General features: G+C 71.3%; 11 protein-coding genes and 1 rRNA gene. 5 read left to right on the plus strand and 7 right to left on the minus strand.

Translation table 11 applies throughout. From position 1 onward, the window contains the following. Positions 1-23: 23 nt before the first annotated feature. Both RM479_RS06030 and cysC read right to left on the minus strand, forming a co-directional pair. Positions 24-767, minus strand: coding sequence for a MazG family protein (locus RM479_RS06030; protein ID WP_311510707.1), 744 nt, complete (start codon positions 765-767; stop codon positions 24-26). Positions 768-829: 62 nt separating this feature from the next. Next, entirely contained in the window at positions 830-2425 is a 1596-nt protein-coding gene (cysC, locus tag RM479_RS06035; protein ID WP_311510708.1) for an adenylyl-sulfate kinase, read from the minus strand. Positions 2426-2773: 348 nt separating this feature from the next. Between cysC and mfd the strand changes: the two genes are divergently transcribed. Beyond that, complete coding sequence (gene mfd / locus RM479_RS06040) at positions 2774-6379, plus strand: transcription-repair coupling factor (RefSeq protein ID WP_311510709.1); 3606 nt, start codon at positions 2774-2776, stop codon at positions 6377-6379. A 148-nt stretch (positions 6380-6527) separates the two neighbouring features. Here the strand turns inward: mfd and RM479_RS06045 are convergent, their stop codons facing one another. Then, positions 6528-8210 carry a cell division protein PerM gene (locus RM479_RS06045; RefSeq protein ID WP_397221444.1) on the minus strand — a complete coding sequence of 561 codons (1683 nt, stop codon included), beginning with the start codon at positions 8208-8210 and terminating at the stop codon, positions 6528-6530. A gap of 104 nt (positions 8211-8314) precedes the next feature. Here RM479_RS06045 and RM479_RS06050 point away from each other — a divergent pair, with 104 nt between their 5' ends. Continuing rightward, positions 8315-8809, plus strand: a complete 495-nt coding sequence (locus RM479_RS06050; RefSeq protein ID WP_311510710.1) for a DUF1707 SHOCT-like domain-containing protein — start codon at positions 8315-8317, stop codon at positions 8807-8809. A 63-nt stretch (positions 8810-8872) separates the two neighbouring features. Here RM479_RS06050 and sucD read toward each other — a convergent pair whose 3' ends face one another. The 3 genes from sucD to RM479_RS06065 form a co-directional block, all read right to left on the minus strand. Continuing rightward, the gene (sucD, locus tag RM479_RS06055; RefSeq protein ID WP_311510711.1) at positions 8873-9751 is read right to left on the minus strand and encodes a succinate--CoA ligase subunit alpha; all 879 of its coding nucleotides are present in this window, start codon (positions 9749-9751) and stop codon (positions 8873-8875) included. A 15-nt stretch (positions 9752-9766) separates the two neighbouring features. Beyond that, positions 9767-10948: an ADP-forming succinate--CoA ligase subunit beta gene (sucC, locus tag RM479_RS06060; RefSeq protein ID WP_274809364.1), complete on the minus strand. Its 1182-nt coding sequence runs from the start codon at positions 10946-10948 to the stop codon at positions 9767-9769. Between the two features lie 372 nt (positions 10949-11320). Beyond that, entirely contained in the window at positions 11321-11728 is a 408-nt protein-coding gene (locus tag RM479_RS06065; protein WP_311510712.1) for a cobalamin B12-binding domain-containing protein, read from the minus strand. A 116-nt stretch (positions 11729-11844) separates the two neighbouring features. Between RM479_RS06065 and RM479_RS06070 the strand changes: the two genes are divergently transcribed. From RM479_RS06070 to RM479_RS06080, 3 genes are all read left to right on the plus strand, one after another. Beyond that, the gene (locus tag RM479_RS06070; protein ID WP_274809366.1) at positions 11845-12120 is read left to right on the plus strand and encodes a hypothetical protein; all 276 of its coding nucleotides are present in this window, start codon (positions 11845-11847) and stop codon (positions 12118-12120) included. Between the two features lie 98 nt (positions 12121-12218). After that, positions 12219-13622, plus strand: a complete 1404-nt coding sequence (locus tag RM479_RS06075) for an AlkA N-terminal domain-containing protein (RefSeq protein ID WP_311510713.1) — start codon at positions 12219-12221, stop codon at positions 13620-13622. A 26-nt stretch (positions 13623-13648) separates the two neighbouring features. Further along, positions 13649-14230, plus strand: a complete 582-nt coding sequence (locus RM479_RS06080) for a methylated-DNA--[protein]-cysteine S-methyltransferase (RefSeq protein WP_311510714.1) — start codon at positions 13649-13651, stop codon at positions 14228-14230. A 227-nt stretch (positions 14231-14457) separates the two neighbouring features. On the opposite strand, the gene rrf is transcribed toward RM479_RS06080, so the two are convergent. Then, positions 14458-14552, minus strand: a 5S ribosomal RNA gene (gene rrf / locus RM479_RS06085); the annotation flags it as partial.

Below are 14552 nucleotides of genomic sequence, written 5' to 3' on the forward strand. Positions count from 1 at the left end.
CGGGCCTCACGGCCCGACGCCCCTCAGGCGGTGGCCGCCCAGTAGGACCGCCACTCCCCCTCCGACAGATCACGGGGATCGCGACCGTCGGCCCGGGCCGCCGCCTCGGCCGCCCGCACGTGCGCGTCGAAGCGCCGGGCCGCCGCCCGCAGGTCGGTCTCGGCGTCACGGTCGCGATCGCGTTCGGCGGCCACCGCCGCGAACAGCCCCCCGCCCTCACCGCCGTCGTCCCCCACCAGATCCGCGGGAAAACCGTTGCGCACCGCACGTCCCTGCACCTCGGCCGCCAACATCACGGCCGGTTGGGCGAAGGGCACCCCGTCCAGGACGGAGACCTCCTCGGCGCCGCCCCTCGCCTCGGCCTTGGCGGCCCGCTCGGCGGCCTTGATGGCCTCCCAGTTGGACCACACCTCGTCGGTGCCCGACACCTCCACCCCGCCGAACACGTGCGGATGGCGACGGGTCATCTTGTCGATGATGGCGTCGGCGACGTCGTCGACCGTGAACCGCTCCGGGTCCCCCTCGGGGCGTTCGGCCGCGATCGCCGCGTGGAACACGACCTGCAACAGCACGTCGCCGAGTTCCTCGCGCAACAGCGCGACGTCGCCCTCCTCGATGGTCTCCAGGGTCTCGTAGGCCTCCTGGATGAGGTACTTCGCCAGACTCTCGTGGGTCTGGCTCCGGTCCCAGGGGCACGCGCGGCGCAGGGTGTCCATCACCTCGACCAGGCGCAGCAGACGGTGCCCGACGGGCTGGGGTTCGGTCATGCGTCGTGTCCTCGTGTCCGTGTCTCGGGGGTTACGGGGGGCGCCGAATCCGGGAAGGGGGCTCAGTGGTCCTGCTCGGGCAGCCAGCCGCCCGCGCGCAGCGCCGACAGCACCACCGCCACCGAATCGGCCGGGGCGGTGTCCACGGTGTCCACCACCAGGTCGGCGTCGACGGGCTCCTCATAGGGATCGGAGATCCCGGTGAACTCGGGGATCTCCCCCGCCCGCGCCTTGGCGTACAGGCCCTTGCGGTCGCGAGCCTCGCACACCTCCAGCGGGGTCGCCACGTGCACCAGGAAGAAGTCGCCGCCCGCCTCCTCCGCCAGCGCCCGCACCTCGGCCCGCCCACGGGCGTACGGGGCGATCGGCGCGCACACCGTCACCCCGCCGTGCCGGCCGATCTCGGCGGCCACGTACCCGATACGGCGGATGTTCAGCTCCCGATCCTGACGGGAGAACGTCAACCCGTGCGACAGCATGCGCCGGACCACGTCGCCGTCGAGCAGCGTCACCGACCGCCCCGACCGCCGGATCCCCTCGCGCACACCGCGCGCGATCGTCGACTTGCCCGACCCCGACAGACCGGTGAAGAACACGGTCAGACCCCGCCGGGTACGCGCCGGCCGCAACCGGGCCAGCTCCGCGCCCACCCGGGCCGGGGTGAACCACACCGGCAGCTCACGCCCGTGCGCCAACTCCGTCTCCACCTCGTCGTCGGTCAGGTCACGGCGGGCACGCACCGGATCCACCCGGGTCAACGACTCCCACAGCCCCTCCTCGGCGTCGAACCGCCACGGTTCGGGGTCCAGCACCGTCACCGGCGGACGTCGGGCCATGACCCGTTCCACGTCCGGTCCCCGCTCCCCGGCCTCCACCATCAGGTGGGTGGCCCCGTGGGCGGCGGCCACGTGCGCCGCCAGCAGGACCGTCCGGTCGTTCCACGGGCCTCCGAACGGCCCGCTCACGCGGTCCGCCGCGCGCGGCAACGTGCACACCACGAAGGAGGTGCGCGGCGGCAGCAGGGGCCGGGCCGCGAGCACCGCCGCCGTCATCCCCTCCTCCTCCAGGCCGGTGTCGATGAGGACGAGCACCTCGGCCCGGTCCACCTCCACGCCCGGGGCCCGACCGAGCGCCTCGGCCTCCGCCCGGATCTGGTGCAGGGCCCGGTGATGCAGGGGCCGGTCGGTGACCACGGCCAGCAGCGGGCCGGACGACCCCCGTTCCAGGTCGCGACGGGCGCGCACCTCCGCCGGGGTCGCCCGCAGCTCGCGCAGCACACCGTAGGTGGGCGGCCGCAGCAACGACACGTCGCCCGCCAGGTGAGGCCGCCCCCGGTCGTCCTCCCAACGCTCGGCGACCACCAGCTCGGCCAGCGGGGCGCCCTCGGGGTCGGTGAGGACCACCGTGTCGGTGTCGGCGGCGAGGTCGGCCGGGACGGGGAGGGTGACCGGAACCGGCCAGGGCCGCCCGTCGGGCAGCCGACCGCCGCGCTCCACCGACACGGCCTGCTCACGTGTCATGAAACCCGGCAGCGGGTAGGCCCCGCTGAGGATCAGTTCCAGGTGGGCGAGCGCGTCCGGACCTGGGGTGAAGACCGGTGCGTCCGGCCGACCCACGGCCCCGTCCGACGCACTCCCACGCCTCTCGGCACTCACCACGCGCTTCCTCTCCCACGGTCCCATCGGAGTTCACCGAAATCGCCACTAGCGTATGCCCGACCCGTTCCAGGAGACCGCGCCGAACCACTCCGAACGGAATACCGGCAGGTCATGAGAGGTTCCCATGAAGGCACCGCCCGGTCCGCCCGGGGACGGTCCACAGCCGCCACGGAGCCGGAACCCACCACCGTCCGTCCACACCCCGCCCGCGCGCGAGCCCCGGACTCGATACTCTGAACATGTCTGAACAGACTTGGGCGGCGCCTCCTGTCCGTGCCGCCGCCCCCTCACCGTGCAGGCCGCGAACATCCGCCTGAACCGGACCTTCTTCTTCCTTTCTTTGGTGCTATGAGCCTCATTGGACTTCTCGCCGACGTCTCCCGGGACCCGGCACTGCACAGCGCGATCGAGACCGCCCGCGGCGGCCACGATCCCCACCTCGACCTCGTCGCCCCGGCGGCCCTGCGCCCCTTCATGGTGGGCGCGCTGGCCGCCGACGGCCCCGTGGGCGCGGGACGACCGGTGCTCGCGATCACCGCCACCGAGCGGGAGGCCACCGACCTCGCCGACGCCCTGGGGTCACTGCTGCCCGAGAACTCCGTGGCGTCGTTCCCGGCGTGGGAGACCCTGCCGCACGAACGGTTGTCCCCGCGCTCGGACACCGTCGGCCAACGCCTCGCGGTCCTGCGCAGACTGGCCCACCCCGACCCCTCCGACCCGCTGACCATGCCACTGCGGGTCATCGTCGCACCCGTGCGCGGCGTGCTCCAGCCGTTGGTGGCCGGGCTGGGCGACCTGGAACCGGTGCGGGTCCGCCCCGGCGACGAGATCGCCCTGGAAGACGTGGTCCAAGCGCTGGCCGACACCGGTTACTCCCGGGTCGACCTGGTGGAGAAACGCGGCGACATGGCCGTGCGCGGCGGCATCCTCGACGTGTTCCCGCCCACCGAGGAGCACCCGCTGCGCCTGGAGTTCTGGGGCGACAACGTCGAGGACATCCGCTACTTCCAGGTCGCCGACCAACGATCCATCACCGCCGGGGAGGGCGCCGGTGGCCACGGTGACGCCGCGTCCGGGCTGTTCGCGCCGCCCTGCCGGGAACTGCTGCTCACCGACACGGTGCGCGAGCGCGCCCGGGCCCTGGCCGCGGAACACCCGTCGCTGGCGGAGACCCTCACCAAGATGGCCGACGGCGTGGCGGTGGAGGGCATGGAGGCGTTCGCCCCCGTGCTCGCCGAGCGGATGGAACCGCTGCTGGAACTGCTGCCCGAGGGCGCGATGGTGGTCGGCTGCGACCCCGAGCGCATCCGCACCCGTGCCGTGGAACTGGAGGCCACCAGCGCCGAGTTCCTCGACGCCTCCTGGATCAACGCCGCGTCCGGCGGCGAGGCCCCCATCGACCTGGGCGCCTCCGCGTACATGTCCATCGCCGACCTGCGCTCCATCGCCGCCGAGCAGGACCTTCCCTGGTGGGGCCTGACCCCGTTCAGCGCGGGCGAGGGCGCGAGCACCGAGGAGGACGACGCGGTGGTGGTGGGCGCGGTGCCCGCCGAGTCCTACCGCGGCGACACCGAGCGCGCCCTGGCCGACATCAAGGGCTGGCTGCACGACGACTGGAGTGTCGTCCTGGTCACCCAGGGGCACGGGCCCGCCGAGCGGTTCGTGGCGATGCTGCGCGACGCGGGGCTGGGCGCCCACCTGGTCGAGGACCTGACCGAACCGCCCGCGCCGGCCGTCGCCACCGTGACGACCGGACTGGTGGACCACGGTTTCCTCCTGCGCACCGTGCACACCGTGGTGCTCACCGAGACCGACCTGGCCGGGCAGAAGTCCTCCACCCGCGACATGCGGCGCATGCCCAGCCGCCGCAAGGGCACCGTCGACCCGCTCCAGCTCAAGCCCGGCGACTACGTGGTGCACGAACAGCACGGTGTGGGCCGCTACCTGGAGATGGTCAGCCGCCAGATCCAGGGCGCCACACGCGAGTACCTGCTGATCGAGTACGCGCCCTCCAAGCGCGGCCAACCCGGTGACCGCCTGTTCGTGCCCACCGACCAGCTGAGCGAGGTCACCCGGTACGTCGGCGGCGACGCGCCCACGCTGTCCAAGATGGGCGGCGCCGAGTGGAGCAAGGCCAAGAGCCGCGCCCGCAAGGTGGTCCGCGAGATCGCCGGCGACCTCATCCGGCTGTACTCGGCGCGCCAGGCCTCACCCGGGCACGCCTTCGGCCCCGACACCCCGTGGCAGCGGGAACTGGAGGACGCCTTCCCCTACGTGGAGACGCCCGACCAGCTCGCCGCCATCGAGGAGGTCAAGAAGGACATGGCCCGGTCGGTCCCCATGGACCGGCTGATCTGCGGCGACGTCGGCTACGGCAAGACGGAGGTCGCGGTGCGCGCCGCCTTCAAGGCGGTGCAGGACGGCAAGCAGGTGGCACTGCTGGTGCCCACGACCCTGCTGGTGCAGCAGCACCTGTCCACGTTCACCGAGCGGTACGCGTCGTTCCCCGTGACGGTCAAGCCGATGTCGCGGTTCCAGACGGACACGGAGGTGGAGCTGACGAGGGAGGGGCTGCGCAACGGCGAGGTCGACGTGGTCATCGGAACCCACCGGCTGCTGTCGTCCGAGACCCGCTTCAAGGACCTGGGCCTGGTCATCATCGACGAGGAGCAGAGGTTCGGCGTCGAGCACAAGGAGTCGCTGAAACGGCTGCGCACCCAGGTGGACGTGCTCGCGATGTCGGCGACCCCGATCCCGCGCACCCTGGAGATGGGGTTGACGGGCATCCGGGAGATGACCACCATCCTCACCCCGCCGGAGGAGCGCCACCCGGTGCTGACGTTCGTGGGGCCGTACGAGGACAAGCAGATCACCGCGGCGATCCGCCGGGAGCTGATGCGCGAGGGCCAGGTGTTCTTCGTGCACAACCGGGTGGCGTCCATCGACAAGGTCGCCGCCGACATCCAGCGGCTGGTCCCCGAGGCGCGGGTCGCCTACGCCCACGGTCAGATGAACGAGCAGCAGCTCGAAAAGGTCATGGTGGACTTCTGGGAGAAGAACTTCGACGTACTGGTCTCCACGACCATCGTCGAGTCCGGGCTGGACGTGCCCAACGCCAACACCCTGATCGTGGACCGCGCCGACAATTACGGACTGTCGCAGCTGCACCAGCTGCGGGGACGCGTAGGGCGGGGGCGCGAGCGCGCCTACGCGTACTTCCTGTACTCGCAGGACAAGCCGCTCACCGAGATGGCCTACGAGCGGTTGGCGACGGTCGCCCAGCACACGGAGACGGGTGCGGGCATGTACGTGGCGATGAAGGACCTGGAGATCCGGGGCGCGGGCAACATCCTGGGCGCGGAGCAGTCGGGAACGATCGCCGGGGTCGGCTTCGACCTGTACGTGCGCATGGTGGGCGAGGCCGTCGCCGAGCTCAAGGGCGACGGCGGCCAGGGCGCGGCCGAGGAGACCGAGACCCGGGTGGAACTGCCGGTCAACGCGCACATCCCGCACGACTACGTGCCGGGGGAGCGACTGCGGTTGCAGGCCTACAAGCGGATCGCGGGTGTCACGTGCGAGGAGGACGTGCTGGCCGCCTACGAGGAGTTGACGGACCGGTACGGCACCCCGCCGCAACCGGTGGACAACCTCATGGCGGTGGCCCGCTTCCGGGTGCTGGCGCGATCGGCCGGGTTGCAGGACGTGGTGTTGCAGGGCAACCAGATCCGGTTCACGCCGGTGGACCTGAGGGAGTCGCAGGAGCTGCGGCTGCGGCGCATGTACCCGAAGTCGCTGCTCAAGGAGGTCACGCGCACGTTGTTGGTGCCGGTGCCCAAGGCGGGCGGCATGGGCGGCAAGCCGCTGCGCGACCTGGAGCTGTTGGCGTGGTGCTCGGAACTGGTCGCGGCGATCTTCGAGCCGGGTAAGCGCAAGCCGCCGATCCCGAACGACTGAGAGGCCCAGTGGCGGGGCCGTCCCCACGGGGGCGGCCCCGCGTCGCGTGGCGGGGGTCGTCGACGGTGACGGCGGGCGGCAACGGGCGTTCCGCTTCGACGGAGGGCCCCGCGCGTCGCGGACGGCGATCCGGACACCGGGCCGGGGCTCAGTTCCGGGGGGTCTCGACCTCCTCGGGGTCGGCCTCGTAGGTGATGCCGTACAGGTCCTCGGAGTCCTCCTCGGCGGGTCCGCGACGCCACCACCGGGGGCGTTCGGCCCGCTCCCGGCGCCGCCGCTCGCGCTCGGCCGCCTTGGCGGCCTTGCGGGCCGCCCTGGCGGCCTTGCGGGCCGCCTTGGCGGCCTTGCGGGCCGCCCTGGCCTCGGCACGCTCGCGGCGCTCCCGCTCCCGACTCTCGCGCTCCTCCTCCGCGGAGGGCGCCGCCTCCTCCGGGACCGGACTGTCCCGTACGGGCTCCTCCGGCGGGTCCTCCCGAGGGCGCAGCGGCGTGACGGTGGCCAACCCCTTGCCGACGGGGACGTCGGCGGGCAACTCCACCGTCGGGCGGGGTGCCGCGGGCGCCTCGGCCGCGGGCTTCTCGGCCGCCCCGGTCTCCGCCGTGGCGAGCCCGGCGCGGGTGTACCACCAGTTCGCGACCCAGGCCGCGATCGCCGCCGCCAGCCCGACCTCCAAGGCGGCCACCAGACCCACCTGCCAGGCCGAGGGTCCGACGTCGGACAGCCGCTGCCCGCCCAGGGATCCCCCGGCGAGCGCGCCCAGGGCCGCGCACAGCAGGCCCGTGGTCACCCCGCACACGAAGCCCCACAGCGGAGCGGCCTCGCTCACCACGTCCGGGGCACTGCGCTGGGTGAGCGCACCGCCCACCGCTCCGGCGACGAACGGCACCAACAGCGCCGACAACGACACCACCGGGGCCGCCCCGTTCTCCGGCAGGGCCGCCAGCATCGGCAGCATCGGCAAAGGGCCCACCGACACCCCGGTCGGCGCCACCACCGTCATCTCCCCCACCGCGAACCCCGGACCCAAGGCGTAGCAGACCGCGAACACCACGGCATTGGGCAGGTACGCGAGCTGGATGAGGATCAGCAACACCCCGCCCACCCAGCCCGGACCCAGCAGGCGGGTGGTCTCCACCGCCTCGGGCAGGCTCACCGCCAAAGCGATCGTGAACAGCAGCAGCCCACCGAGCAGAAGGGTCCCGGTCGAGGCCAGCATCCCCACGAGGAGCGAGCGCGAACGGGCCGGCATCAACCCCAACAGGTCCCGGGCCACCACGCCCTTGTCACGCATCAGCTGGCGCAGGACGCCCAGCCCGCCGGCCAGGAACGCGATGACGAAACCCATGAGCAGCGCGCGCGGCATGCTCGGCTCCACCACGTCGGTGCGGGCCAGCAGCGCGAGCGTTCCGGCGATCGCCGCGTAGGGCCCGGCGATCGCGGTCGCCGCCCGGTGCACGTGCCGCAGCCGGGCGATCTCACAGTTGCGGGCCACCCACCGGCCCGACCGGTACAGCAGCAGCCCCGGCAGCAGCACGAAGCCGAGGGGGAGCAGGCTGATCTCCCCGTCGGGCACGGAGAACGACACGTGGTGGCCGACAAGCCAGGCCAGCACCGCCCCTTGCAACAGGTCGACGATCTCCTCGCCGAACGTGTCGTGGGGCGCGGCCACCCACCCGATCATCGTGAGGGTGACGATGATCGCCAATCCGATACCGGCGGCGGTCGCGGCGGCCACACCACCGGTGGAGTAGATCGGCCGTGGCGCTTCGGGGGGAGATCCTGGCGTGCTCACCCGACTTATGCTGCCAGGGACGGGAATGCTCCGCGCCATCCTCACCCGGGCGTGTCGTACTTCCCCGTCCCGGTGGAACCGCCTGACCGGAATGCCCGTCCTACCATGAGAGACCGGATCGTTCCCCGCTCGAATGGACGCCCATGGCAGGCCCAGAACCCGCTTCCTACCGCATCTCCGACGGCGAACGCGACGAGGCGCTGGAGTCACTGCGCACCGCGGTCCAAGAAGGACGGCTCACCCTCGACGAACACGAGGAGCGCTCCGCGACGGCCCTGCGCGCCGTCACCAACCTGGACCTGGTCCCCCTGTTCGAGGATCTGCCCGACCACCTGCGCCCGCGCCCGGCCGCCCTGGCCGTACCCGCCTCCGAGTCCGGACCCGTCGACCTGGCCGCGACCGCGGCGAAGGTCGAGAGAAGGAAGAAGAAGGACGGCGACAACCTCGCCGGCGTGCTGGGATGGGGCGGTTTCCTGCTGTTCGTGTGGGGCGTCCCCACGTTCGTCTCCGGGAACGTCACCGCCATCAGCGTCTTCCTCGGCTTCTTCTGCCTGATGGTGGTCCCCGGCCTCATCACCGCCCTCGCCCGCCGCCGCCGTCGGCACGACCCCGGCCCCGGCGAGGTCACCCGGGGCTGAGCCCGGGAACGGCGACGGCCCCGCCCACCCGGAGGTGGAACGGGGCCGTGACGACCGTCGAGACTAGAACAGCTCGCGCACCAGCTTGGCGGTCTCGCTGGGGGTCTTGCCGACCTTGACGCCGGCGGCCTCCAGGGCCTCCTGCTTGGCGGCGGCCGTACCGGAGGAACCGGAGACGATGGCACCGGCGTGGCCCATGGTCTTGCCCTCCGGGGCGGTGAAGCCCGCGACGTAGCCGACGACCGGCTTGGTCACGTTCTCCTTGATGAACGCGGCTGCGCGCTCCTCGGCGTCGCCGCCGATCTCACCGATCATCACGATCACGTCGGTGTCCGGGTCGGCCTCGAAGGCCGCCAGGGCGTCGATGTGGGTGGTACCGATGATGGGGTCGCCACCGATGCCGACGGCGGAGGAGAAGCCGATGTCGCTCAGCTCGTACATCATCTGGTAGGTCAGCGTGCCCGACTTCGACACCAGACCGATGCGACCCGGCTTGGTGATCGTGGCCGGGATGATACCGGCGTTGGACTGACCCGGGGTGATGAGACCGGGGCAGTTCGGGCCGATGATGCGGGTCGTGTTCCCCTTGGACTGGGCGTAGGCCCAGAACTCGGCGGTGTCGTGCACCGGGATGCCCTCGGTGATGACGACGGCCAGACCGATCTCGGCGTCGATGGCCTCGACGACGGCGTCCTTGGTGAACTTCGGCGGAACGAAGATCACGGTGACGTCGGCGCCGGTCGCCTCGATGCCCTCGGCGACGGAGCCGAACACCGGCACCTCGGTGCCGTCGAAGTCGACCTTCTGGCCGGCCTTGCGCGGGTTCACGCCGCCGACGATGTTGGTGCCGGACGCGAGCATGCGGCGGGTGTGCTTGGTGCCCTCAGAGCCTGTCATGCCCTGAACGAGGACCTTGCTGTCCTTGGTGAGGAAGATGGCCATGGTGTGTCGGTCCCCCTACTTAGCCGCGAGCTCGGCGGCCTGCGCGGCGGCGCCGTCCATCGTGTCGACCTGTCGCACCGCCGGGTGGGCGCGATCGGTGAGGATCTGGCGGCCCAGTTCGGCGTTGTTGCCGTCCAGTCGGACGACCAGCGGCTTGGTGACGTCCTCGCCACGTTCTTCGAGCAGTTCCAGGGCCTGGACGATGCCGTTGGCGACGGCGTCGCAGGCGGTGATGCCACCGAAGACGTTCACGAAGACGCTCTTGACGGCCGGGTCGCCGAGGATGATCTCAAGACCGTTGGCCATGACCTCGGCGGAGGCGCCGCCACCGATGTCGAGGAAGTTGGCGGGCTTGACGCCGCCGAAGTCCTCACCGGCGTAGGCGACCACGTCGAGGGTCGACATGACCAGACCGGCACCGTTACCGATGATGCCGACCTCGCCGTCGAGCTTGACGTAGTTGAGGCCCTTCTCCTTGGCGGCGACCTCCAGGGGGTCACCCTCCTCGGGAACGGCGAGGCTCTCCAGGTCCTGGCGGAACTCGGCGTTCTCGTCCAGGGTGACCTTGCCGTCCAGGGCGACGACACGGCCGTCCTTGGTGAGGATGAGCGGGTTGACCTCGACGAGCGTCGCGTCCTTGCCGACGAAGGCCTTCCACAGCTTGGTGACGACCTCGGTCGCGCCGGCGACGGCGGCCTCGGGGAGGCGACCGGCCTTGACGATCTCCGCCGCGACGGCCTCGGGGGCCCCGGTCAGCGGATCGATCGCGATCTTGGCGACGGCGTCGGGGTCGGTCTCGGCGACCTCCTCGATCTCCACGCCGCCTTCGGCGGAGCAGATCGAGAGGAAGTTCCGGTTGGCCCGGTCCAGCAGGAAGGAGAAGTAGTACTCCTCCGCGATGTCGGAGGCCTCTTCGACCAGGACACGGTGGACCGTGTGGCCCTTGATGTCCATGCCGAGGATCTGCTCGGCCTTGGCCTGAGCGTCCTCGGGGCCCTCGGCGACCTTCACGCCACCGGCCTTACCGCGACCACCGGTCTTGACCTGCGCCTTGACGACGACGCGGGGCTTGCCGGCAGCGGCGAACTCATCGGCGATCGCACGTGCCTCGGCGGCCGTGCTCGCCACCTTCCCCTGGGGTACGGGAACCCCGTACTCTGCGAAGAGTTGCTTCGCCTGGTATTCGAACAGGTCCACGAGGGTCCGTCCTTGTAACTCGCTGGCTCAGGATGTCTACCGGGGTGGCCTCGTCCGGATCCGGCTGTGACCACTGATGCGTGTCACACGACGCGGGCGCCCCGGTGGGGCGAGCCGTCTACAGAGATCGAGATCGCCGCGGCGTCTTAGCCACCCGCGACATGCACAAAGCCTAGTCGCCCGAGATCCGACCGCCGGACACCGGGGGCGCGTTCCCCGGGCGTCCCACCCCGCCGAACGCCGCACACGCGGCCCTGAAGGGGTCCCCCATGGGAAAATCTGTGATCAGCGCCACGCTCTATAACACCCCGAAGGCGACCATTGGTCCCGGAACGACACGGAACGGGCGTGCGATGAACATCACGCTGCCCCTCAGGCGGCGTGCGCGGGACGTACGTTCTCCTTCACCCACGCGGCGATCTCCGCCGTCGGGGCGCCGGGTGTGAAGATCTTCGCGACCCCCAGCCGCTCCAGCTCCTCGATGTCCTCGTCCGGGATGATCCCGCCGCCGAACACCCGGATGTCCTGCGCGTCGTTCTCCCGCAGCAGTTCCAGCACCCGGGAGAACATGGTCATGTGCGCCCCCGACAACACCGACAGGCCGATCGCGTCGGCGTCCTCCTGGAGGGCTGCCGCCACGATCATCTCCGGTGTCTGCCGCAACCCCGTGTAGATGACCTCGACACCGGCGTCGCGCAGCACTCGGGCGACGATCTTCACTCCACGGTCGTGTCCGTCCAGTCCCGGTTTGGCGACGACGACCCGTGCTGCACCAGCCATGGTCCAACCCCTCACGGCCCCTTGTGAGGACCCTTGTGCGAGAACATTCCGATGGTGTGAAGAGTAACCCAGGTCACTGCCGTCGGCCGGGTGCGGGGACGGGTATCGTCCGGAACATGACACAGCAACAGGACCTCGATCGGCTCGACACCGATGAACTGCGTGAGCGCGCCGTCGAACTGGCACGTCAACAGTGGGACCTGCGCTTCTTCTGGAAGCTGCTCGGACTGATCCCCGCCGCCCAGGCCATCGCCGGCAACCAGGAGGCGAGCGACGCCAGCGTCGCCCAGCTCTCCGGATTCGTGTACGAGGCGCTGTCCGCGGAGAACGACCCCGAGGTCCAGGAGGCACTGCGCCCCGTCTACATCGACTACCTGCGCGAGCGGGAGTGACGCCCGGCGGGGCGTGAGGACGGCACTCACACCGGCCTGACCGCGATGTCCGAAAACCGCCGGTCCGGACGCCCGGGATCGGCGACCATGGAGTCGTGATGGACGACGACCAGCGCTACCGCGCCGTACACGGCAGGGACTCCCGTTTCGACGGGATGTTCTACATCGCCGTGCGAACGACCGGGATCTACTGCCGCCCGAGCTGCCCCGCGCGCACCCCGAAACGGGAGAACGTCGTGTTCCACCCGACCGCCGCAGCCGCCCAGGAGGCGGGATTCCGGGCCTGTAAGCGCTGCCGCCCCGAAACGACCCCCGGCTCACCCGAGTGGAACATCCGCGCCGACGTCGTGGGCCGCGCGATGCGGCTCATCCAGGACGGAGCCGTGGACCGCGGCGGCGTCGGCGCCCTGGCCGACGCGATCGGCTACAGCGAACGCCAGCTCAACCGGCTGCTCACCGGCGAACTCGGCGCCGGCCCGCTGGCCCTGGCCCGCACCGAACGGGCCAGGACGGCGCGCACGCTCGTGGAGACCACGGACATGCCGATGACCGACATCGCGTTCGCGTCCGGGTTCTCCAGCGTGCGGCAGTTCAACGAGACCATGCGGGCCGTGTTCGACCGGGCACCCGGCGAGATGCGCGGCTGCCGGACCGCCCGCGGCGGCTCCGGGACGATCACGCTCCGTCTCGCCTACCGGGAGCCCATCGACCTGGAGCGGGCCCTGGGATTCCTGGGCACCCGCGCCGTCCCGGGCATCGAGGAGTACCGCGACGGCGTGTACCGGCGCACCCTTCCGCTGCCGCACGGCCCCGGCACGGTGGAACTGTCGGCCGGCCCGGGGCACGCGGTGTGCCGACTGCGCCTGACCGACACCCGCGACCTGACCGGGGCGGTGCGCCGCTGCCGTCGCCTGCTCGACCTGGACGCCGATCCGCAGGCGGTCACCGAGGTGTTCGCCGCCGACGCCCTGCTCGGTCCGCTCGCCGCCCGGTTCCCGGGGCTGCGCTCCCCTGGCCACACCGACCCGGCCGAACTGGCCGTGCGCGCGGTGCTGGGCCAGCAGATCTCCGTGGCCGCGGCGCGCACGCTCGCCGGCCGCCTCGTCGAGGGGTACGGGACACCGCTCGCACCGGCCCTGCGCACCGGCGGCCTCACCCACCTGTTCCCGACCCCGGACGTCCTGGCCGCCCTCGATCCGGAGGGTTTGCCGATGCCCCGACGTCGCGCCGCGACCCTGGTCGGTCTGAACGACGCCATCGCCTCCGGCCGCGTCGACCTGGGTCCGGGCTGCGACCGCGACGCCACCGAGCACCGCCTGTTGGAACTGCCCGGCATCGGACCGTGGACCGCCGCCTACGTGCGCATGCGCGGCCTGGGCGATCCGGACGTCTTCCTGGGCACCGACCTCGGGGTGAGGAAGGCCCTCACCGGCACCCCCGATGACAAGACCTGGAGCCCGTGGCGGTCGTACGCCACCCACCTCCTGTGGGCCTCGCTGTGAAGGACACGGAGACCGACGACGTGGAGATGAGCACGGATATGGACATGCTGCCCTTCGACATCGAGATGCCCGCACCCGCGCGCAGCACCCCCGTGGTGCTCGTGCGACCCACCCCCGGCCCGACCCGGTACACCACCATGGACTCCCCGCTCGGGGAGCTGACCCTGTACGGCGACGGAAAGGCCCTGGGCGGCGTGCTCACCCCGGCCAGGGACGGAAAGGAACGGCACGTTCCCACCGACTGGATCCGGGAGGACGACGACACGGGCGTGCTCGCCGACGCGATCACCCAGCTGCGCGCCTACTTCACGGGGGAGCTGAGGGATTTCGACCTTCCGCTGGCACCGGCGGGCACCGATTGGCAGCGGCAGGTGTGGGCCGCGCTCACCACCATTCCTTACGGCGAGACCGCCGGCTACGGTGAACTCGCCCGTGAGATCGGGCGCCCCACCGCCTCCCGGGCGGTCGGCATGGCCAACGGGCGCAACCCCATCAGCATCATCGTCCCCTGCCACCGCGTCATCGGCGCCGACGGCACCCTCACGGGGTACGCGGGCGGACTGGAACGCAAGAGGTTCCTGCTGGCATTGGAGTCCCGGAGTGCGTGAGCACAGGTGAACTCCTCGGCCATCGATGTTCCCGGCCATGGGGGGCGTGCGGGGGCCCGCACGCCCCCCGTGGCCGAAAAGAACACGAAAAAAGGGGGGTGGCTCCCGGCCACCCCCCACCCCAACACAAAAAAAAGGGGGGCCGCCCCCGGCGACCCCCACACACCAACCCCACCCACGAAGGGAGACCCGCCCCAACAGAGACGGGCCTCGACCCCCAAGAAAAACCGTGGCGGCAACCTACTCTCCCACCCCACCACAGGGCAGTACCATCAGCGCAAGGAGACTTAACGACCGGGTTCGGAATGAGACCGGGTGTGAC

It is taken from the genome of Nocardiopsis lambiniae (genome assembly GCF_031845465.1).
GTDB classification, from domain to species: domain Bacteria; phylum Actinomycetota; class Actinomycetes; order Streptosporangiales; family Streptosporangiaceae; genus Nocardiopsis; species Nocardiopsis lambiniae.

Excerpts from the sequence above, each read along its gene's own strand:
- RM479_RS06030 (WP_311510707.1), bottom strand. The coding sequence starts at position 767 with ATGACCGAACCCCAGCCCGTCGGGCACCGTCTGCTGCGCCTGGTCGAG.
- mfd (WP_311510709.1), top strand. The coding sequence starts at position 2,774 with ATGAGCCTCATTGGACTTCTCGCCGACGTCTCCCGGGACCCGGCACTG.
- RM479_RS06045 (WP_397221444.1), bottom strand. The coding sequence starts at position 8,210 with ATGGCGCGGAGCATTCCCGTCCCTGGCAGCATAAGTCGGGTGAGCACG.
- RM479_RS06050 (WP_311510710.1), top strand. The coding sequence starts at position 8,315 with ATGGCAGGCCCAGAACCCGCTTCCTACCGCATCTCCGACGGCGAACGC.
- sucD (WP_311510711.1), bottom strand. The coding sequence starts at position 9,751 with ATGGCCATCTTCCTCACCAAGGACAGCAAGGTCCTCGTTCAGGGCATG.
- RM479_RS06065 (WP_311510712.1), bottom strand. The coding sequence starts at position 11,728 with ATGGCTGGTGCAGCACGGGTCGTCGTCGCCAAACCGGGACTGGACGGA.
- RM479_RS06070 (WP_274809366.1), top strand. The coding sequence starts at position 11,845 with ATGACACAGCAACAGGACCTCGATCGGCTCGACACCGATGAACTGCGT.
- RM479_RS06075 (WP_311510713.1), top strand. The coding sequence starts at position 12,219 with ATGGACGACGACCAGCGCTACCGCGCCGTACACGGCAGGGACTCCCGT.
- RM479_RS06080 (WP_311510714.1), top strand. The coding sequence starts at position 13,649 with ATGAGCACGGATATGGACATGCTGCCCTTCGACATCGAGATGCCCGCA.